Source organism: uncultured Amphritea sp. (genome assembly GCF_937127095.1).
In the GTDB taxonomy this organism is placed as follows: Bacteria; Pseudomonadota; Gammaproteobacteria; order Pseudomonadales; family Balneatricaceae; genus Amphritea.
Window position 1 is genome coordinate 74908 of record NZ_CAKZLP010000060.1, and the last position, 18645, is coordinate 93552.

General features: G+C 50.6%; 22 protein-coding genes. 6 read left to right on the forward strand and 16 right to left on the reverse strand.

Annotated features, from left to right (window positions below; genetic code table 11):
• Positions 1-318: 318 nt before the first annotated feature.
• Entirely contained in the window at positions 319-1164 is an 846-nt protein-coding gene (locus Q0499_RS14995) for an SIR2 family protein (RefSeq protein WP_299200631.1), read from the forward strand.
• Between the two features lie 263 nt (positions 1165-1427).
• Positions 1428-1898, forward strand: coding sequence for a transposase (locus tag Q0499_RS15000; protein ID WP_299200633.1), 471 nt, complete (start codon positions 1428-1430; stop codon positions 1896-1898).
• 229 nt (positions 1899-2127) lie between these two features.
• Here Q0499_RS15000 and Q0499_RS15005 read toward each other — a convergent pair whose 3' ends face one another.
• The 16 genes from Q0499_RS15005 to nifL form a co-directional block, all read right to left on the reverse strand.
• Positions 2128-2496 carry a 2Fe-2S iron-sulfur cluster binding domain-containing protein gene (locus Q0499_RS15005; protein WP_299200635.1) on the reverse strand — a complete coding sequence of 123 codons (369 nt, stop codon included), beginning with the start codon at positions 2494-2496 and terminating at the stop codon, positions 2128-2130.
• A gap of 193 nt (positions 2497-2689) precedes the next feature.
• Entirely contained in the window at positions 2690-3010 is a 321-nt protein-coding gene (locus Q0499_RS15010; RefSeq protein WP_299200637.1) for a DUF3144 domain-containing protein, read from the reverse strand.
• Positions 3011-3021: 11 nt separating this feature from the next.
• Positions 3022-3294, reverse strand: coding sequence for a BolA/IbaG family iron-sulfur metabolism protein (locus tag Q0499_RS15015; RefSeq protein WP_299200640.1), 273 nt, complete (start codon positions 3292-3294; stop codon positions 3022-3024).
• On the reverse strand, positions 3291-3611 hold the full coding sequence (grxD, locus tag Q0499_RS15020; RefSeq protein ID WP_299200642.1) for a Grx4 family monothiol glutaredoxin: 321 nt from the start codon (positions 3609-3611) through the stop codon (positions 3291-3293). The genes Q0499_RS15015 and grxD overlap by 4 nt, the downstream gene beginning before the upstream one ends.
• A 35-nt stretch (positions 3612-3646) precedes the next feature.
• A complete protein-coding gene (locus tag Q0499_RS15025) occupies positions 3647-4063 on the reverse strand; it encodes an ankyrin repeat domain-containing protein (protein WP_299200645.1) in 417 nt (138 codons plus the stop codon).
• Positions 4064-4118: 55 nt separating this feature from the next.
• On the reverse strand, positions 4119-4433 hold the full coding sequence (locus Q0499_RS15030) for a rhodanese-like domain-containing protein (RefSeq protein ID WP_299200647.1): 315 nt from the start codon (positions 4431-4433) through the stop codon (positions 4119-4121).
• Entirely contained in the window at positions 4430-6070 is a 1641-nt protein-coding gene (locus Q0499_RS15035; protein ID WP_299200649.1) for a nitroreductase family protein, read from the reverse strand. The genes Q0499_RS15030 and Q0499_RS15035 overlap by 4 nt, the downstream gene beginning before the upstream one ends.
• A gap of 3 nt (positions 6071-6073) precedes the next feature.
• A complete protein-coding gene (locus Q0499_RS15040) occupies positions 6074-6679 on the reverse strand; it encodes a nitrogen fixation protein NifQ (RefSeq protein WP_299200651.1) in 606 nt (201 codons plus the stop codon).
• A 51-nt stretch (positions 6680-6730) separates the two neighbouring features.
• Positions 6731-7144, reverse strand: a complete 414-nt coding sequence (locus Q0499_RS15045) for a hypothetical protein (RefSeq protein WP_299200653.1) — start codon at positions 7142-7144, stop codon at positions 6731-6733.
• Between the two features lie 4 nt (positions 7145-7148).
• Positions 7149-7427, reverse strand: coding sequence for a 4Fe-4S dicluster domain-containing protein (locus Q0499_RS15050; protein ID WP_299200655.1), 279 nt, complete (start codon positions 7425-7427; stop codon positions 7149-7151).
• A 10-nt stretch (positions 7428-7437) separates the two neighbouring features.
• Positions 7438-8946, reverse strand: coding sequence for a nitrogenase cofactor biosynthesis protein NifB (gene nifB, locus Q0499_RS15055; protein WP_299200658.1), 1509 nt, complete (start codon positions 8944-8946; stop codon positions 7438-7440).
• Positions 8947-9373: 427 nt separating this feature from the next.
• Positions 9374-9583 (reverse strand): hypothetical protein, encoded by a 210-nt coding sequence (locus tag Q0499_RS15060; RefSeq protein ID WP_299200660.1) that lies wholly within the window; start codon positions 9581-9583, stop codon positions 9374-9376.
• Positions 9584-9806: 223 nt separating this feature from the next.
• Positions 9807-9983, reverse strand: coding sequence for a hypothetical protein (locus Q0499_RS15065; protein ID WP_299200662.1), 177 nt, complete (start codon positions 9981-9983; stop codon positions 9807-9809).
• A 125-nt stretch (positions 9984-10108) separates the two neighbouring features.
• Complete coding sequence (locus Q0499_RS15070; RefSeq protein WP_299200664.1) at positions 10109-10891, reverse strand: EAL domain-containing protein; 783 nt, start codon at positions 10889-10891, stop codon at positions 10109-10111.
• Positions 10892-11349: 458 nt separating this feature from the next.
• The gene (nifA, locus tag Q0499_RS15075) at positions 11350-12972 is read right to left on the reverse strand and encodes a nif-specific transcriptional activator NifA (RefSeq protein ID WP_299200941.1); all 1623 of its coding nucleotides are present in this window, start codon (positions 12970-12972) and stop codon (positions 11350-11352) included.
• A 9-nt stretch (positions 12973-12981) separates the two neighbouring features.
• The gene (nifL, locus tag Q0499_RS15080; protein WP_299200666.1) at positions 12982-14574 is read right to left on the reverse strand and encodes a nitrogen fixation negative regulator NifL; all 1593 of its coding nucleotides are present in this window, start codon (positions 14572-14574) and stop codon (positions 12982-12984) included.
• 316 nt (positions 14575-14890) lie between these two features.
• Between nifL and rsxA the strand changes: the two genes are divergently transcribed.
• The 4 genes from rsxA (at position 14891) to Q0499_RS15100 (ending at position 18636) form a co-directional block, all read left to right on the forward strand.
• On the forward strand, positions 14891-15463 hold the full coding sequence (rsxA, locus tag Q0499_RS15085; protein WP_299200668.1) for an electron transport complex subunit RsxA: 573 nt from the start codon (positions 14891-14893) through the stop codon (positions 15461-15463).
• Between the two features lie 107 nt (positions 15464-15570).
• Positions 15571-16095, forward strand: coding sequence for an RnfABCDGE type electron transport complex subunit B (locus Q0499_RS15090; RefSeq protein ID WP_299200670.1), 525 nt, complete (start codon positions 15571-15573; stop codon positions 16093-16095).
• Positions 16096-16105: 10 nt separating this feature from the next.
• The gene (gene rsxC / locus Q0499_RS15095; protein ID WP_299200672.1) at positions 16106-17572 is read left to right on the forward strand and encodes an electron transport complex subunit RsxC; all 1467 of its coding nucleotides are present in this window, start codon (positions 16106-16108) and stop codon (positions 17570-17572) included.
• 5 nt (positions 17573-17577) lie between these two features.
• Complete coding sequence (locus Q0499_RS15100) at positions 17578-18636, forward strand: RnfABCDGE type electron transport complex subunit D (protein ID WP_299200674.1); 1059 nt, start codon at positions 17578-17580, stop codon at positions 18634-18636.
• The last annotated feature ends 9 nt before the right edge of the window (positions 18637-18645 follow it).

An 18645-nucleotide genomic window follows, 5' to 3' on the forward strand; every position in this document is an offset into this window, starting at 1 on the left:
ACTGTTGTAATGCCAACAATAAAAATAGGGTTTTGTCAGACTCTGTTATGTCAGATTTAAAACATTCACCATCAACAGACACTCAGATAAAAGAAACAACAGCGGCTAAAATTCACTAAGCCACGGTTTTATAACGTCAGAGTAAAAGATATCACTCAAACAACCCGGTTCAGCCTCACTGAAAGCCCACGGTTTCCCTGCTGGCCTGACAATTGCAGTAGCTCTGGTTAACTCAATTTCTCTTCATCAGGCTCTGTATCTGTTGCACATATAAATACAGAGCAAAGAGATTCAATTAATCAGCCACGGGTGAACATTATGTACAGTGAATTAATAGACGGACTTAAATCGGGAAAGATTGTCCCCTACCTCGGGGCGGGCGCCCTTGCAGATGTAACTAATGTCGAAAACCACACACCGATGCCTGCCGACAGTGACAGTCTGATTCTGGCGATGAACGGTGGTCAGCCGATGGCCCCGCGTCTGATGTATGAATTCCCACGCGCGGCGATGAACCTGGAAAACAAAAAGGGCCGCAGTTTTATCACGCGCTTTTTTAATGACACCTACCTGAATAAAAAATGGACCACCGCCAGACTCCATCAATGGCTGGCAGATATAAACCCAGGCTGGGTGGTGGATATAAACCGAGACACCCAGTTAATCGATCTCTATCAAAATCGTCAGCACATCCTGATACAGGGTCTCTCCCGCGTAGCAGGCACAGACTACCGCTATAAGATATTTAACTTTGATGGTGAGACATACACCGAGATCGAACAGAGCAAAGTGATGGCCGGCCTGCCTATTCTCTTTAAACCGCTGGGCTGTCCGGTGCCCGAAGCCAACTTCATCGCCTCCGATGCTGACTTTGTTGATTACATTACCGAACTGATGGGTGGTTTCGCCGTACCAGAATTTATTAAACTCTACCGGCAGAACAAACAGTACCTGTTTCTCGGCATGCGCTTCACCCGGGATACGGAGCGGATGGTGATGGGTGACATCATCTACGCCGCCGATAGTGAACAGGCGGGCTGGGTATTCATTGAAGAACCGACCGATAAAGAACGCCGTTTCTGTAAACTGAAGAAAATTCAGATTATCGAAGAGCCCTGGGAAAACTTTCTTGAAGCCGCGATGGGCGAAGCTGAAGTTGCCTGACAAATATCCTGGCCCGGGAAAAAAATCTATGTGACCAACTTCAGTGTTCTCTGTGTAAATCTACTTCGTGCATATAATGATTCACCACAGAGGACACCGAGGGCACAGAGATAAAGCGATCACGGATAGTGGAATAAATACCCTCTGTGGATAATCTGTCTCGTTCCCACGCTCCCGCGTGGGAATGCATAAGGAACATGCATAATGGGTCGAAGCCGCTATAAAGTCACCGAACCTAAACAACCCCACTTCGTCACCCGACGGTGTTGCACTGGATTCCCGTGTTCACACGCCCTGACACCGTCAATGTTCTGCTCGATGCCCTGCGCTTTTTAAGTAAAGATGACCTCAACGTTTATGCCTGGGTAATTTTAGAAAACCACTGTCACCTTGTTCTGCAAAGCAATGCATTGGATCATGACATAGCACGACTCAAATCATGGACAGCGAAACAACTGATTCAATATCTTGCAGAGCACAATGTCAGGCAAATTCTGGATCAACTGGCTTTTTATAAAAAACCCCATAAAACTGACCGGGCTTATCAATTCTGGCAGGAGGGCGTGCATCCAGAACTGATTCAAAATGAAGAGATGATGCGGCAAAAGATCGAATATATTCACCAAAATCCGGTCAAACGAGGTTATGTGGATGAAGCCGTACACTGGCGATACTCCAGCGCAAAAGATTACGCCGGTGCTGCTGGATTATTAGAAATTTGTCGGGCATGGTAGCAAGGTATGCATTCCCACGCGGGAGCATGGGAACGAGTGAACCGCTTTTTCTAACCTAAGCGCTATCGAAACCATCTTACAAGCTCGTTTTCACCCGGTTAATAAAGAAGGCTTTTTCTAACCACTAGCAAGCGAAGCGTCTAACCACTAGCGACTCTTCCCCCCTGCCCATAAAAAAATCGGAAGAATGCCTCCTTCCGATCTTCTTATATGACAACTAACCGTTAAATCAAGCGCCGCCGGGCTCGCCGGTAAACTCTATCAGCAGGTCTTCATCGGTCACGATGGTCTGGCACGCCAGACGGTAGGTTGGAGGCAGGTCTTTCACCTCTGCACGCTCCTGTTCTGACTTTGGCAGTTTGCCGATCGATTTCAGTACGTTTTTCTCTTTGTCAGTCAGTGCCATACCTTTGACACGGAAACCATCAAGGTGAGTCACCTTAACCAGGCAGGAACCGCACTGGCCATCTTCGCACTCACGTGGGATTTTAACATTGTGTTCCTTAGCAAGCCCCAGCAGGGTGTTACGCTTACCGGCAACCGCTTCTACCTTCATGTTTTTCGACATAATCGGTGACGTGAAATAAACATTGGCCATAGGATAGCCCCTCATATATATATTAATGGAGACTGGTGTACAGCAAGAAACGAACCATAGATTAATCTATTGATTTTAAATGAATAAAAATTGAGCAACACTGAAATTGGCGGGTTTAAGACATTGTTTTTTGTAGCAGAAAGCACTTCAGCGCCAACCTCTGGCTGGCGCTGAATGTAGGACAACTAACAAATCAGCCATTGGCAGCTGAGGTGTCCTCTTTCGCTTTACCCATATACTCTTCAAAGTTAGCGACATACTCCTGCAGGTTGCCATCATAGAGTTGACGGAAACGGTCGGTAAAATACTCAACCGCTTTCGGGCGTTTTGCCTCTAACTCATCGGCACTGGTGACACTGCTCGCGGCAATGTAACCGTTGTAGCGGGCTGCCGCATAGATAAAGGCGACACTCGCCTTATGCTCGCCGTATTTTTCGCCCATCTCATTGGCGATCTCGATCAGTTTATTGGTGACATCCAGAAACTGCTCATCAAACAAGTTTTCATCATTCATTAGATCTCTCCTCAGTCGTTTTCCAGTTGCACCAGAAACTGATTCTGCAGATCAATAAACTGCTGCAGGGTGTAAGCTTTAACGGTTAGCGCATGCAATACGCCGCTTTTCAGTTGCTGTTGAAACAGTTTTAACACGCGCTTCTGTCGCTCAACCGGAGACACCCCGGCAAAGGACTCACTGATAACCCGCAGGGTCAGATCGCACTCTTCGCCGCTGATATCCAGCTCAGCATCGGGAAACTCAGCCATGACAATCTGACTGACCTGCTCTTTGCTAATCATGCCGGTTCCCCGACCTGATCAAGCATCGATTTCAGGCTGCCATCCGCTGCCATTTCGCAGACCACATCAGAACCACCCACCAGCTCACCCTTGATGAACAGCTGCGGAAACGTCGGCCAGTCGGAAACAGAGGGCAGCTTTTCGCGGATAAAGGGTGATTCCAGAACATTGATATAACTATAGGTTGCGCCCAGCTCTGCCAGCGCGTTTACCGCATTGCGGGAAAAGCCGCATTTTGGCTCTTCCGGGGTGCCCTTCATATAGAGTAAAACCGGATTCTCGGCTAACTGTTTACGAATTTTCTCTTCAGTATTCATCGGCTTATCTTCCTCTTACTCGTAATCAAAAATCGTTATTTAACATTATGCTGACGTAGCAACTGCATGATCTTCCTATTGGCGGCCAGCTCCAGCGCGGTGAAATCATCCAGTGTCATCAGTGAGGTATCGGCACCGGCGTTTAATAGCAGCTCAACCACCTCGGCTTTACCCGCCGAGGCGCTGTAAATAAGCGCGGTCGCGCCATTGTCATTCTGGTTATCAATATCAATACCTTCATTGATGAGAAACTGCACCGCCTTCGGGTTATTACTAAAGCAGGCAAACCAGAGGGCGTTATTACCATCGCTGTTGCGGGCATTGATAGCGGTGTCAGGTAGTTCTTCCTCTAAGCCCACCAGATCGCCATAACGGGCCGCTTGCATCAGCAGGGTTTGCTGACTGCGTGGTTCGGTATTAAACGTTTGAAAATTTACGGCTAAATCATTCATCTTCCCTCTCCTGTTCAGATGCTTCTGGTTAGGTGCTCCTGGTCAGATAGTTTTTTTAGACCTCAGTCGTGAGCTGTTTTTTCCAGGCGGTGAATCCACCCTCGACGCTGTAACACTGCTTAAAACCGAAATCAGCAAACATCTTCGCTTTCTCAATGCTGGCATGACCGAGATAGCAATAAACCATCACCGGGCGTTCTTTCGGTGTCTTCATCAGCAGATGTTCCTGGTTATGCTCACCCAGTAGCATCGCTTTAGGATGGTGGCTGCTCATGTAATCCCGCTGATCTCTTGAATCCAGTAGCAGCACATCCTCATTTGCCAGCAGCGCTTCAGCTTGCTGAATTGAAATCTGTTGAATCTGTGTCATACAAATCGCTCCCGCAGATGGTAATAACCGGATAATTGAGTGATCCGCTCATCGCGCAGCGGCTCACCCACCGCAAAGCCATATAGCGCCTGTAAGCTTTGGCTTTTCAGACCGATCAGTTCATGGATAGCGTCATCGAAAAAGCATCCGATGCCGGTACCGCTATAGCCCTGAGCGGTCGAGTGAAGATAGATCTGCTGCCCCAGCATTCCGGTCTCTTCATAGAGCTGGGGACAGACTCGGCCCTGACTGTTGTTCATCGGTGAATCAAATTCCGCCAGAAATATCAGGGTAAAACTGCTGCCCGCAGCAATCGCTTGATTACAGCAGAGCTGCCCTGCGGCTTTACGGGTATTGGCGGTTTTCATCCGCCAGGCTGTTGCGATTCCGTTAAGCTCAGCATCGTCCCAGGGCTGCCAGCGTTGCAACTCCCGGAGAAACAACCGGGCGCCCTCTTCCGAGCGGGGAATCAGATAGATTCCCGGCGCCAGCCCCTCGACTGAGTGGATAAAGCAGAGCAGATGCACCTGTGGCGAGTCCGGCAATAGACGGCTGCCTCCGGATTGCAGCGCGGCCATCATCTGTTCAAATAGCTGACGCGGATAAGCACTTTCTGCGGCATAGGCCTGACCACTGCGACGTGACAGGATCAGTTTCCAGGGGTCCGCTTCTGCCCCGATAAAATCGCCAGGCAGATCGTCACTCTGGGGAAAATGCCGCACAGCGGTCACGGCAACCTCCAGTTGCTCTGCGATGGCAAACGGCTGTTTCCATGTTTGCAGCGGCGGCGGTGCCAGTCGGCTTGGCTGCCCACTCCAGTTAATCGCTGCGCTGCTGGCGAGTTTTTCCAGCACCGTTGCGGCAGCGTTTTCTGAATAGGTAAAGTGAAGCTGACACACCCATTGAGGATATTCCTGCTCGACCTCAGCATATTCCGGCCGGTTGAGTCCGCAGAGCTGCGATAACAGGGTGCGGGCAGTCGAGATATCCACCAGACTCCAGCCCAACAAACCCGCAACCGCCTGACATTGAGCCCGCTGATGCCCGGCATCCAGCCAGCAATAACGCAGTGATCTGACGCCATATTTCCAGGCTTCCCGTTGTAAAACGCTGGTCTGGATCAGATAGACCGCGCCTTCAACATGGTCAGGCAAAAGTGATCGTAGCGTCAGCCGGTGATGAAAAACGTCGTAGTGATATAGCCCGGCTTTGCAAAAACCGGTCGATGGCAGTAACAGGTAAAGCTCTCCCGGATGCAGATTGCCACTGGAGGGAACCACCCTCAGGGACCAGCGATCAATACCGAAGGTTTTCCACGCTGACAAACCGGCGCTAAAGCACAGAAACAGTGACAGCGTTTCCAGTGATAACTGCTGTGACGGGGCATCCCCGCAAAACAGATGGCTCACGTTAACGTTTAGATAATCCGCATCCGCAAACGGCAGATCGATATAAGTGGCCTGTGCGAAATGTCGAAACGGATCAGGCTGATCATCCCAGTCAAGGGTTTCCGGCCCGGCCGCATAGCCTTGCAGGTGATGTTTCGATAGCTGATGGTAGGCCAGCAGGGGTTCTGACAGATCATCTAAAAGATCATCTGTCTGCATTCCGGCGGCGCCCTGCATCAGGCTATCCACTGTTCAGGCCTCGGGTCCGAAACAGTCCGAGTAAACAGCACACTCTTCACAACTGGGGGCGCGGCAAACATAGTTGCCGCCGGTTTCACACAGCTGCTTATAGAGAAACCGTTTCCACTTCATATCCTTTGAATTTTTCGCCTTGAGTTGTGGATAGGCAAACGCCATCATCTCTGACAGCCAGTCACGATTTTCAAAGCCCAGGTCACGCCAGAGATGATCTCCACCTAAACAGCCGGTGGCAATAATGACCGACAGCACCGGATCAACGTCCGGATTGCGCCAGCTTTCGAGTAACACCGTCAGCTCTTGCTGTTCATCCAGTCGCAGGCTGAGTAACTCACTGCGGGTATCGCTGCGCTCAACGACGGCAGCGGGTACTTTGGTATGCAGAATAAACCAGCGCTGCATCTCAGAAAAAGAGCGCTCGATCAATGCCTCAAAACCGCGTTCTCCCAGACCCAGATGCAACGGCAGACAACCCCGCCCCTCCCGCGCAGCCAGTATCAGCCTGACCAGATAACGGTCAGCTTCATCGCTGGTCGTGACACCCAGCAGCTCTGTATAGAGTTCCTCAGACACCTGAGATTGGGCTGCTTGCATTGACATATCCCACCTTTCTTTTCACACGGGCTGATTTACACGCCCTTTTTACTCGCCCTATTGACACGCTGTGGCGTGCTGGCTGCGGGGGCAGGTTTCAATATCCCCATCGGGCATTTCGCTTAAACCGATCAGTTGATCCAGCAGCGCTGCATCAAACCCCTGCAAACAGCGACCGTCGATCTCCATCAGCGGTCGTCGAATCAGCAACGGGTCGCGACACATCGCCGCCAGTATCTCGCCGGGCCGGTTCAGATCCAGTTCCACATCCCCTGATTTCAGCCCCGGATGGGTCTTGTTTAGCCAGCTATCCCGAGTTTCAGCGTGCAGAAAACGGCTCAGACTGACTGTGTCCCAGGGGTGCGTTAACAGATTGCGCTCATCAACCTGATGACCGGCAGCCTGCAACAGTTTTTTCTGCCGGGTGTTGTTAATACAGCCCGGCTTTTCGTAGAAGATTACCGTTGCCATAGCGTTAGCGTGCCTGAATCTCTTTCAGCGCATCATCCTTCAGCTCTGGCTTAATACCTGTCAGAGAACCTTCCGGATTGATCGGGTCGCCAAAAGAGTTGAGAATCGCCCCCTCAATCGGGCAGATACTGGCGCATTGCGGATCGGCATAATCACCTTCACACTCGGTGCAGTTTTTACTCTCGATCAGGAAGTGCGGTTCAGCACTGACGATCGCATCACTGGGGCAAACATCAAGACAGGCCCAGCAGTTAACACAGCTTTCTACAATACTTAAAGCCATCGTAATCTCCTTACACTTCTGCCCGTTTCAGCTCGGTTTTATCGTCCAGTTTGCCTGCGGTGATCATCTCCTGATACACAGACATCACCGCCTCTTCAATCGGCTCCATCGCGTACTCACCGTTCGGTGCAATACCGGCGTCTTCCAGCAGACCCCATGGTTCATAACCGATCTTCGAGCAGAGTACGGCTTCGCATCCGGACAGCGCACGGATGCTGCCAGCCAGAGCACTCTCTTTCTCGCCGCAGGTATCATTGCCGATACAGTACTGATCCACCTTACGATGACCGATAAAGCGCACACCGTTACCGGAAGCTTCATACACCAGAAACTCAGTCGCATGACCGAAGTGCTGGTTAATCACCCCACCACCGCTGGTCGCTACAGCCATCAGCACCGGACGGAAACTCTTGTTCGCAGCAACCGGACCGGACGGCACTTTAACCCCCGCCAGTCTTTCACGCTTAAGCTGCTTCTCCGCCAGTTCAGCCTCAATCCCCTTATGCACAATCGCGCGGGTTTTCATGGCGGCATCGTAATCGATATCCATCGCATCGATCTTATCCAGAGTAAATTCAGAGCCCCGGTCTTCACCGAGCATGCCCACCGCGTCCGCACGACACTGACGACAGTGACGCATCATATTCATATCGCCGGAACAGGCATCCTGCAGATCCTGCAGCTCTTCATCAGAAGGCCCACGCTGTCCCATCACCCCATAAAAGGTGCCATGCTCCTCTTCAGAAATAAGCGGCATCACGTTGTGCAGGAAGGCCCCTTTCTCTTTAACAATTTTACTCACCACCTTCAGGTGTTCATCGTTTACACCGGGAATCAGCACCGAGTTCACTTTCACCAGAATCCCTTTGGCCACCAGCATCTCCAGACCTTTCTGCTGCTGCTGAATCAAAATTTTGGCCGCGGCTTTACCGCGAATACGACGGTTGTTCCAGAAAATCCAGGGATAGATTTTTGCCCCGACTTCCGGATCGATACAGTTGATGGTGATGGTGACGTGATCGATGTTATGTTTGGAAAGCTCTTCCACATGCATCGGCAGCGTCAGACCATTGGTCGAAACGCAGAGTTTAATATCCGGCGCTTCTTCACTGAGGCGGCGGAAGGTCTCAAAGGTACGCTCAGGGTTCGCCAATGGGTCGCCAGGGCCAGCAATTCCTAACACAGTCATCTGCGGAATATTCGCTGCCACAGCTTTGGTTTTCTTCACCGCCTGATCCGGGGTTAACAGTTCAGAGACAACACCGGGACGGGACTCATTGGCACAATCATATTTACGGTTACAATAGTGACACTGAATATTACAAGCGGGCGCCACAGCCACATGCATACGGGCAAAGTAATGATGCGCCTCTTCTGAATAACAGGGATGATTTTGCACCTTCTCACGGATTGAATCAGGAAGGTGGCTCATTTGATCATCACTACTACCACAGGCACTGGCGCTACAACCTTCAGCGGTAGCCGGGGCTTGATCAGCATTTAAGACGTTCAATTCCATCAGTGTTTCTCCTCTGCAGCCTGAAGGCTATCAATCAGATTCAGTTACTATGGGGAGACCACTGCAAACCGCGCGCCATTCACTACATCATTGAATTTAAAAGAATTTAAGCTAAAGGGAAGAGAGTTTTTTTGTCATAATCTGGACAGATCAGAGCTGATTGTCGGGTCTGCTACATTCACTTAAACAGGACGGCAAAGCCCTCCCCCCGACAGCAAAGGTTTTCTGTTATAAGTCTGGACTTCCCAGAAGACCCGGAAGGTCAGGGATGGGCGAACAGGCCTCCAGCAGAGCCATCGCGGTGATAAAGAAGAGATAATTCAACGGATACACAGATCAAAATCTTGAGCAAAAATTAGAAAATAGCTTTCTGGCAGCAATGCAGCCTAGGGTAAGAAAATTATCTGCAGTGACGCTTTAGCTTAAATCAGGCCATTGTCCGGTACTGTAAAATCAATGCGATAATATCATGGTCACTGCATACCGCTTCCATTGCATCATTCATCGTACGCCGCTGTGGTAGTGATATGTTGAACTTATTTCGCAGGACTTCATTAACCTGCTGGTCGGAATTCGGATCGAACTCTTTGCCAGCAAAATTACATATCCGCTGCAGGGTAAACGCTTTAGTCGTCATTAATACAATATCCAATCGTGTGGGTGTGAATCGTTGAGTGTGTGAAGATAATCGCCTTACTCCGACAGAAATCATAAGCAGCAGACAGGAAGTCGTTGCCTCAGGGAGAAGGATAAACAGATATAAAACGGGTTAGATCTAAATCTATATTAGCAGGATATTTATAAAATGACTGCGCCCTGTTTTACTGGGCGCAAAAAAATGTCAGCTGCTGATGTTGTTGTTACCTGGCCTGCGGTTTTCCTAATACTATATGACGCGGGCCGCCGTTATTCTCACGACCAGAAACACCTTTATCGATTTTCTGGATCTCTCCACCGGCCTTAAGAAAGGCAGCAGTCTGCTCCGCAATTGAATCATGGGTCTGGTTCGCCGCTGCTTTTTTAGATTTAACTGCCATAAGAAGAGCTCCGTTTGAGTGGTGGCGGAGCATTATACCATTCTTTAGCCCACTCAGGGGATCTTTATGCCAGACCATACCTTTCGGGATAAATAAATCTATTTTACAGGATGTTAACCGCTTTTTTATTTGTCACTACACGAGATCGATTGGAAATTAACAGCGGGTAAACTTTCAAAGCCGGGTTTAGCAAGCAGATACCCCTGCATCAGTTCCACACCAGCATCCTGTAACCAACGATACTCTTCAACGGTTTCAATGCCTTCGGCCAGTGGCGTGATGTTAAGATCACGGAAGATATTTAAACAGTGGGTAATAATTGACTGCCGTACTTTATCTGTGTGTATATCCCGAATCAGAGCCATATCCAGCTTAACGATGTCGGTCTGAAAATCGGCTAATAAATTGAGCCCGGAATATCCTGAACCAAAATCATCTGTCGCGGTTTTAAACCCGAGTGATTGATAGTACTCAACGATACGCTTGATATGGTTACTATCTTCTATCTTTTCCACTTCGGTAAACTCAAACATAATCCTTTCAGTGGGAAAATTATATGTCTTGGCGGCCTCAAATGTTGTGCGAATACAACGTTCCGGCTGATAGATAGCGTTGGGCAGAAAATTGATACTCAGCATCGACCGGATATCCAGCTTTGCAGCCAGGGCGATCGCCTTTACCCGGCACAGCTGGTCAAAGATATAACGATTGTCATTATTTACTCTGGAGATAATTGAATAGGCTGACTCGTTATTCAGACCACGGACTAACGCCTCGTAGCCATAAATACTCTGATCGCTACAATTGACTATCGGCTGAAACGCCATGGTAAAATCAAAATCCAGGCAGAGTTCATCGGCACATTGGCTGCAGGGTTTTCGCTCACTGGTTTGGGGTTGTTCTGCCATTTAGATCACCTTTAAACACGTTCAACATTAAGCCTAGTAGCACATCGCTACCGTTTCAAATGGCATAACTATATGAAATATATACGCTCGCTATAACCTTCAACCTTCGTGATTTAACAGCAACTAGCAAAGCCTGTTTTTGCCAAGCATACAGAGACCTTACCGGCAAATATATAAGCAAAAACATAACTTTCAGAGATCGATTACAGCGACTAACAGAATACCTGTAAAAGTGGATTCTACCTGTAATAAAAAGAAGAAGGTTAGATTGCATGTCGCATAATGGTTACAGATTAGTGTAATAGTAAGAGAGTGTGCTGAAGCTGCCGTGTTTAATGCAGATAAGCTAATGTATCAGACATTGATAAGACAATTTAGATAAGTCCCTGTATGAAAGCTTTGGCAGGTAAACCAAAGCTCTGATACATCGCATAGTAAGCGGCGCAACCCGCTATGTGCTAAAGCTTTCTCACCTCAATATTCATGGTCTGAATCCGATAGGCGATCTGACGCGGAGTCATATTCAGCAACCGGGCGGCTTTTGCCTGCACCCAACCCGCTTGCTCCAGAGCAGCAATCACCTGGCGTCGCTCATCCATATCCGTGTCATCCCCTGAGTCTGTGAACTCAGTGAAAGACTCCTCTTTTGGCAGATGCGCCACCGGAGGAGCAATGTGTGGTGCCACCTGAGAGGCCATCGGCGTGTAGTTGCCGCCCATCAGTTCGGCACTATTAAAGGAGAAATCATTCTCTTCAATGACCCCCTCCTCCGCCATAATTGAGGCGCGTTCCAGGGTATTTTCCAGCTCCCGAACGTTACCCGGCCAGGCGTGTGTCATCAGTTTGCGTACCGCATTATTACTAATATCCAGGGAACGACCCTGTGATTTACCAATTTTATCCAGCAAAAAGTTCACCAACTCGGGAACATCTTCAATCCGCTCCCGCAGTGGCGGCAGATTGATCGGCATAATATTCAGACGGTAGTAAAGGTCTTCCCGGAAATGGCCATCACGCACCTCCTGTTCCAGATTGCGGTTGGTCGCAGCAACGATGCGCACCTGCACGGAGATGGTTTTATTACCGCCGACCCGCTCAAACTCCCCCTCCTGCAATACGCGCAGTAGTTTGGCCTGAAACATTGGCGAGATCTCACCAATCTCATCGAGAAACAGGGTGCCCTTATCAGCCTGTTCAAACCGCCCCTGACGGGTGCGGGTCGCACCGGTGAAGGCACCCTTTTCATGACCAAACAGCTCCGATTCCAGCAGGTTTTCAGGCAGTGCCGCACAGTTGAGGCGGATAAAACTGTTGTGTGCCCGCGGCGAGTTATAGTGAATCGCACTGGCCACCAACTCTTTACCGGTACCCGACTCACCCCGCAGCAGCACGGTGGTATCCCATTTGGACACCCGACGGATCTGCTCAAACATCCGCACCATGGTCGGCGTATGGCCCACCATCAGGTTCTCAAAGCCAAATTTACCCCGGACACGCCGCCTTAGCTCGTCACGTTCATCGGTCAGTTGTTGCTGTTGGTGTTCCACCTCGCCCAGCAGGCGCAATAGCTGCGCCAGCAGGTTGGCGATCATGTTGAGAAAGCGGCACTCTTCAGCGAGAAAACGTTGCGGGTCTGAGGTTGGTTGCGCAGCCAGCACCCCCACCACGTCGCCTTTATGGTCTTTAACCGGTACACCGATAAAGGGCAGACTCAATTCAAACAGCTCCAGCCGGTCCATAAAGCGCGGTTCATTGGCCAGATTGGGCAAGACTAGTGAACTTTGTGATTTTAGGATTGAGCCAACCAGCCCCTCTCCCTGCTGATAACGGGCCGCTCCTTTGGCCCGCTGAACCTCATCAGAGTCACTGTGTACCGCACTGATAAAGAGATGTTCCATCTCATAATCCTTGAGTGCGATCAGGCCGTTTTTCATCTCTGCTTCGTTATGCAGGATTTTCAATACTTCATCTAAACTGGGATTCAGGTCTAATGAACGGGTTAACGTCCAGCAAATTTTATCCAGCACACACAGCTGGCGCTCAAATAGTTCTGTTCGGGTGGCGGCACTATTCAAAATCATCACTCCCCATTAACCTTCCAGGTCATCAATTGGCAGATGCACCAGAATCCGACAGCCATCCTTGTATTTCGGATCGATCGAAACCGTCCCACAATGCTCAGTCACCACCTCCTGCGCCAGGGTAAGCCCCATACCCCGCCCGGATGTTGGTGTGCGATTACTCTTGGTACTGAAAAAAGGCTCAAACACTTTAGTGATCATAGAATCCTGAATACCCGGCCCGGTATCAGCGACACTCACAACAATCTCATTTCTTTCAACCCGGGTGCTGATCTCAATCTCACGACGGGATGGACGTTCCATCTCAATCACATCAATGGCGTTATCCACCAGCTGTTTAAACATGCTGTGCAGACGGCTTTCCCGACCATTTATCGCGGGAACATACACCGACGGCAGCCAGACCACCTGGATGCCGTTGCGCAGCAAGCGGGAGGTCGAAAACTCAAGCACATTGCGCAGCACTTCGTTAATATTGATCGAGCCAAACGAACGGGGCTGCCCCTGTGGCACAACACCTTCGAGCATATTGCAGGTGTCCTGGCCAATCTGAATCGCCTCTTTCAGGACATCAACGATCTTCTCTGCAGAGAGTTCAGTACCCGAGGCGCTTTGCTCCAACATCCGCACCGCAGCAGACATCAGGTTCAGCGGCTGCTGAAACTTAAACATCGCGCCCGATAACGCTTCACGCAGGTGATACACTGATTCCTCTTCAGCGATCAGCAGCTGCATCGCATTCATATGCTCCAGCCGCTCCCGATGACGCATCTCGGTAATATCTTTGATCACCAGCATCTGGTAGTTCTGTACCGGATTGGAGAAAAAACCGTCGGCGCTTTCATCACCAATGCCAACAATACTGTAGTCACAGGAGAAGATTCGATGCTGCTTGCCTTTACCCACTTCGAGGGTGACTTCGTGACCAGCAACCGTCTGTCCGGGCTTGAGTTTTTGCGGGTTAAATTCCGGGCCAAGGTCCTCTTTCAATTTTGACAGAAACAGCGCACCGGGCTCGATGGGAGCGATATCGGTCGCCAGGGTTTTATACGCGATGTTATCCAGCACAACCTTGTTTGCCTGATCCATCAGCACAATTGAGGTATGGGCGGCATCCAGTACTTTTTCGATCATCTCTTTCTGGTTCTGCACCCGTTGCTGCAACATATGCAGTTCGGTAACATCCCGGTGCATTCCCAGATAGTTGATGGTTTTGTTATTCTCATCCAGCACCGGCGCCACCATAAGCTCTGCCAGATAACGTTTACCGTCGCGGCGACGATTTACCAGCACACCCTCCCAGGGTTTCTGCTGCGTTAGTCGTCCCCAGAGAGACTCATAGACAATTCTCGGCGTGTTATGGTTGGAGAGAATCGACTCATTGCGTCCCAGCACATCCTCTTTCGCGTATTCGGTTTCCCGGCTGAAGGTCTGATTGCTGTAAATGATATTTGCACTGAGATCGGTGATCGAAATCGCGATGGGGGCATGTTCAACAGCCTGAAAGAATACGCTGCCGGGTAAGCCGGAAAAAATAGCCTGCTCATCGGTATTATCAACGTTGTCACACTCATGAACATTATTACTGACATCTTTAGTCATAACCGCTCCTGTGATTCAAACTGCATAATTCTATTTTGCAATTTCTAAGCCACCCCCTCTGTTTGTCGTTATAGCGCCGTTTGCAGCCAGCCCTCTTTAAATAACCACACAAAAAACGCACCATTAAAGGTCAAATTTTAACCAGAATGTCGCAAATACGACAAATACCCGGGCCGACAAAACCGATGTAATGTTTTTAACAATGTTGCTAATCAAACAGAGGGATAAAACAATAATTCTTTATATTTCAATAACTTAAAAATGGCATATTTAATGCAGCCGTCCTAACAGCATATTTTTTGTTGAGGTTGCATAGATGGAATTAATCACGCTGATGGTCGGCACTGTGCTGGTGAACAACGTAGTTCTGGTGAAGTTTCTCGGGCTATGTCCGCTGATGGGCGTGTCCAATAAATTCAGTACCGCAACCGGTATGGGAGTGGCAACAACCTTCGTCCTGACACTCTCATGTATGTCCGGCTGGTTAATTGAGCACTACATTCTCGAACCTCTGAATCTGCAATACCTTCGAATCATCTGTTTCATTCTGGTAGTCGCGGCAGTGGTTCAGTTCACCGAGATGATGATTAAGAAAAGCAGCCCTTTGTTGCACCGGACGCTGGGAATATTTCTGCCACTGATAACTACCAACTGCGCCGTACTCGGGGTCGCACTGATCAACATCAGTGAAGGGTTTTCCTTTATCGAGAGTATGACCTACGGCATCGGCGCCTCAATCGGCTTCTCTCTGGTACTGATTATGTTTGCCGGACTCAGAGAGCGCCTGGCGCTGTCAGAAGTGCCGAAAACCTTTGCCGGAACACCGGTAGCGCTGGTCACCGCCGGTATTCTTTCGATGATTTTTATGGGGTTTGGCGGACTTGTCTGAGTTCACCACACCTGTTTTACCGATGTTCAGGTTTTAAATTGATCGTTTTTTAATGGACCGCTTGTTAACGGATCGTTTTCAAACCATAGCTTAGAAGGGTAAATATTATGTTTCTGACTATCGCTGTACTGACCTCCCTTGGATTGATGCTGGGATTTATTCTGGGTTATGCGGACAAGATTTTTGCCGTGGAAGAAGACCCGCTCATTAAAGATGTTGAGTCGATGCTACCTGGCACCCACTGCGGCCAGTGCGGTTTTACCGGCTGCGGTAGTGCGGCTGAAGCGATGGTTAATGGTGAAGCTGATGTCACCTGCTGCCCTCCGGGTGGCCAGGTGCTGGCGAAAAGTCTGGCGGACAAGCTGGGTGTGAGCGCCGACCTGAGCAATCTCACCTCTGTCCCGCTGACCGCCTCGGTTGAGGAATCACTCTGCACCGGTTGCTGCCGCTGCTTCAGGGTCTGTCCGACCGATGCCATCGTCGGTGCCAACAAACAGCTCCATTATGTTTTTAAAGACGCCTGCACCGGTTGCGGTAAATGCGTCACTGCCTGCCCTGAGAACTGTATTGCACTGCATCAGGAAGAGGAGACTCTGGATAACTGGCACTGGCCTAAACCTGCTGTGGTATAAGACGATGTTGATGAAATTTAAAGTGCGCGGTGGTGTTCACGCTGATGAGCGCAAAGAGCAGAGCACCGACAAACCGATCCGGGTGCTGGGGATTCCACCACTGCTGTCGATTCCGCTTAGCCAGCACGCCGGTCTGCCAGCGAAGCCGATTGTCACAGAGGGCCAGCATGTCCTTAAAGGTGAGCTTATTGGCGCCACTGCCGGTGACCGCTCGGCGTCAATCCATGCCCCGACCTCTGGAAAAGTACTGGGTATCGGCCGGATTCAGGCACCACACCCGTCACTGCTGAGTTACGATGCGATCCATATTGAGCCGGATGGACTGGATACTGTCTATGTTCCTGAGAACCCCATTGACCCGCAACAACTGAGTGCTGAAGCGATTGCCGATCTGGTAGATGGGGCCGGTATTGTCGGTCTGGGTGGTGCGACCTACCCAGCGGCACTGAAACTGAAAGCCGGATCACGGCAAAATGTCCACACCCTGATTCTGAATGGCAGCGAGTGCGAGCCCTATCTCACCTGTGACGATATGCTGATGCGCGAGCGCGCCGCAGAGGTTATCAGTGGTGCTCAGCTGATTCTCAAGGCGATTAACGCCAAACAGATTATCGCCGGTATTGAAGACAATAAACCGGAAGCGATCAAGGCGATGCAGGACGCCGCTCAGGCGCATAGCAATGTTGAAATCAGAGTGATCCCCACCCGCTATCCGATGGGCTCAGCCAAGCAACTGATCAAGGTAATCACCGGTCGTGAGGTGCCCACTGGCGGGCGCAGTTCTGATATCGGCGTGCTGGTTCACAACGTTGCTACCTCATTTGCGGTGCACCAGGCGATCTATCAGGCCCGTCCACTGATCTCCCGGGTGGTAACGCTCTCAGGACAAGCACTCGAAACCCCGCAAAATGTCGAAGTCCTGATCGGTACCCCGGTGCAATGGCTGTTAGAACAGTGTGGAGGACTACTGTCGACACCCACCCGGATGCTGATGGGTGGACCGATGATGGGCCAGATTCTGCCCAATACCGGGGTGCCGATCACCAAAGGGGCCAGCGCGATTCTGGCGCTCACTGAAGAGGAGATTAACTCCGCACCGGTTTCCCCCTGTATCCGTTGCGGTAGCTGTGTCCAGGCCTGCCCCATGGGACTGCTGCCGCTGGAGATGGCACGCCACTCCCGGGCAGACGACTATGACGGTGCCAATGAGTTTGGTCTGAAGGACTGCATCCTGTGTGGTTCCTGTGCCTATGTTTGCCCGTCCCATATTCCGCTGGTGCACTACTTCCAGTTTGCTAAAGGCAAACACCGGGAAAACCAGATCCAGTCAAGGAAAGGGGAATATACCAAATCACTGTCTGAGGCACGCATGGCCCGGCAGGAAAAAGAAGCCGCCGAAAAAGCCGCGGCTAAAGCCGAGAAAGCAGCCAAGGCCGCTGCACGCAAGAAAGCGTCCAGTAACGTTGAAGAGGTGTGAGCATTATGATGATTTCATCCCCCCATGCGCATGATCGCAGCTCGGTTGAAAGGACCATGTATCTGGTCTGTTTCGCACTGTTGCCCGCTACACTCCTGGGGTTTTATCTGTTTGGCTGGCCCGCGATAAACCTCTGGCTGCTCTGTATCGCTGCAGCATTAGCCGGTGAACTGCTGTGTTTATCACTGGCGGGCAAACGCCTGAGTTTTGCCCTGGATGGCTCCGCCATACTCACCGGCTGGATCATCGCCATGACACTGCCCCCCTGGGGACCCTGGTGGCTGGCGGTTACCGGTACGCTGTTTGCGGTTGTCATTGGCAAACACCTCTACGGCGGGCTGGGACAAAACCTGTTCAATCCGGCCATGCTGACCCGGGTCGGGTTGCTGATCTCATTCCCCCTGGAGATGACCACCTGGGCCAACGTCAATCCGATTACATCAGCGACCGCCCCCGGATTTATAGAAGGCCTGCGGATTACCTTTGTCGCGGCACCACTGACCGACGCCCTCACCGGCGCCACCGCACTGGGCCATGTAAAAACCGCACTCACCGCATCAATCCCTTCCAGCGTCTCCGTGGCAGAGATATTCACGCTCAAGGATGCGCTCACCGGTTTCACCCGGGGCAGCCTGGGTGAAACCTCGGCACTGCTGATGCTGGCAGGGGGTGTGTTCCTCATCTGGAAAAAGATTATTCAGTGGTATATCCCGGTTGCCCTGATCGTCACTGTCGCGGTGATGGCAACCCTGTTTAACAGTATTGATTCTGAACGCTATGCTCCGGCGATCTATCATCTGTTGTCCGGCGCACTGATGTTTGGGGCCTTCTTTATCGCCACCGACCCGGTCACCTCCCCGTCCAATGTCAAAGGCCAGCTGATTTACGGTGCGGGCATCGGCCTGGTCACCTTTACCATTCGCACCTGGGGTTCCTTCCCGGAAGCGATCGGTTTTGCGGTGCTGTTTATGAATGCGCTGACACCGATAATTGATCGTTACTTCCGTCCGAGAATCTACGGCTACAACTACAAGGGTACGCCCCTTAAAGCGGCGAAAGAGTAGTGATAAAGA

Bases quoted from the DNA above. Each gene is read 5' to 3' on its own strand.
- Q0499_RS15065 (WP_299200662.1), bottom strand. From the start codon at position 9,983: ATGGCAGTTAAATCTAAAAAAGCAGCGGCGAACCAGACCCATGATTCA.
- Q0499_RS15060 (WP_299200660.1), bottom strand. From the start codon at position 9,583: ATGACGACTAAAGCGTTTACCCTGCAGCGGATATGTAATTTTGCTGGC.
- Q0499_RS15015 (WP_299200640.1), bottom strand. From the start codon at position 3,294: ATGATTAGCAAAGAGCAGGTCAGTCAGATTGTCATGGCTGAGTTTCCC.
- Q0499_RS15045 (WP_299200653.1), bottom strand. From the start codon at position 7,144: ATGGCAACGGTAATCTTCTACGAAAAGCCGGGCTGTATTAACAACACC.
- nifL (WP_299200666.1), bottom strand. From the start codon at position 14,574: ATGACTAAAGATGTCAGTAATAATGTTCATGAGTGTGACAACGTTGAT.
- Q0499_RS15005 (WP_299200635.1), bottom strand. From the start codon at position 2,496: ATGGCCAATGTTTATTTCACGTCACCGATTATGTCGAAAAACATGAAG.
- Q0499_RS15050 (WP_299200655.1), bottom strand. From the start codon at position 7,427: ATGGCTTTAAGTATTGTAGAAAGCTGTGTTAACTGCTGGGCCTGTCTT.
- nifA (WP_299200941.1), bottom strand. From the start codon at position 12,972: ATGATTTTGAATAGTGCCGCCACCCGAACAGAACTATTTGAGCGCCAG.
- Q0499_RS15040 (WP_299200651.1), bottom strand. From the start codon at position 6,679: ATGTCAATGCAAGCAGCCCAATCTCAGGTGTCTGAGGAACTCTATACA.
- Q0499_RS15100 (WP_299200674.1), top strand. From the start codon at position 17,578: ATGATGATTTCATCCCCCCATGCGCATGATCGCAGCTCGGTTGAAAGG.
- Q0499_RS15070 (WP_299200664.1), bottom strand. From the start codon at position 10,891: ATGGCAGAACAACCCCAAACCAGTGAGCGAAAACCCTGCAGCCAATGT.
- rsxA (WP_299200668.1), top strand. From the start codon at position 14,891: ATGGAATTAATCACGCTGATGGTCGGCACTGTGCTGGTGAACAACGTA.
- nifB (WP_299200658.1), bottom strand. From the start codon at position 8,946: ATGGAATTGAACGTCTTAAATGCTGATCAAGCCCCGGCTACCGCTGAA.
- Q0499_RS15025 (WP_299200645.1), bottom strand. From the start codon at position 4,063: ATGAATGATTTAGCCGTAAATTTTCAAACGTTTAATACCGAACCACGC.
- Q0499_RS15030 (WP_299200647.1), bottom strand. From the start codon at position 4,433: ATGACACAGATTCAACAGATTTCAATTCAGCAAGCTGAAGCGCTGCTG.
- rsxC (WP_299200672.1), top strand. From the start codon at position 16,106: ATGAAATTTAAAGTGCGCGGTGGTGTTCACGCTGATGAGCGCAAAGAG.
- Q0499_RS15090 (WP_299200670.1), top strand. From the start codon at position 15,571: ATGTTTCTGACTATCGCTGTACTGACCTCCCTTGGATTGATGCTGGGA.
- grxD (WP_299200642.1), bottom strand. From the start codon at position 3,611: ATGAATACTGAAGAGAAAATTCGTAAACAGTTAGCCGAGAATCCGGTT.
- Q0499_RS15010 (WP_299200637.1), bottom strand. From the start codon at position 3,010: ATGAATGATGAAAACTTGTTTGATGAGCAGTTTCTGGATGTCACCAAT.
- Q0499_RS14995 (WP_299200631.1), top strand. From the start codon at position 319: ATGTACAGTGAATTAATAGACGGACTTAAATCGGGAAAGATTGTCCCC.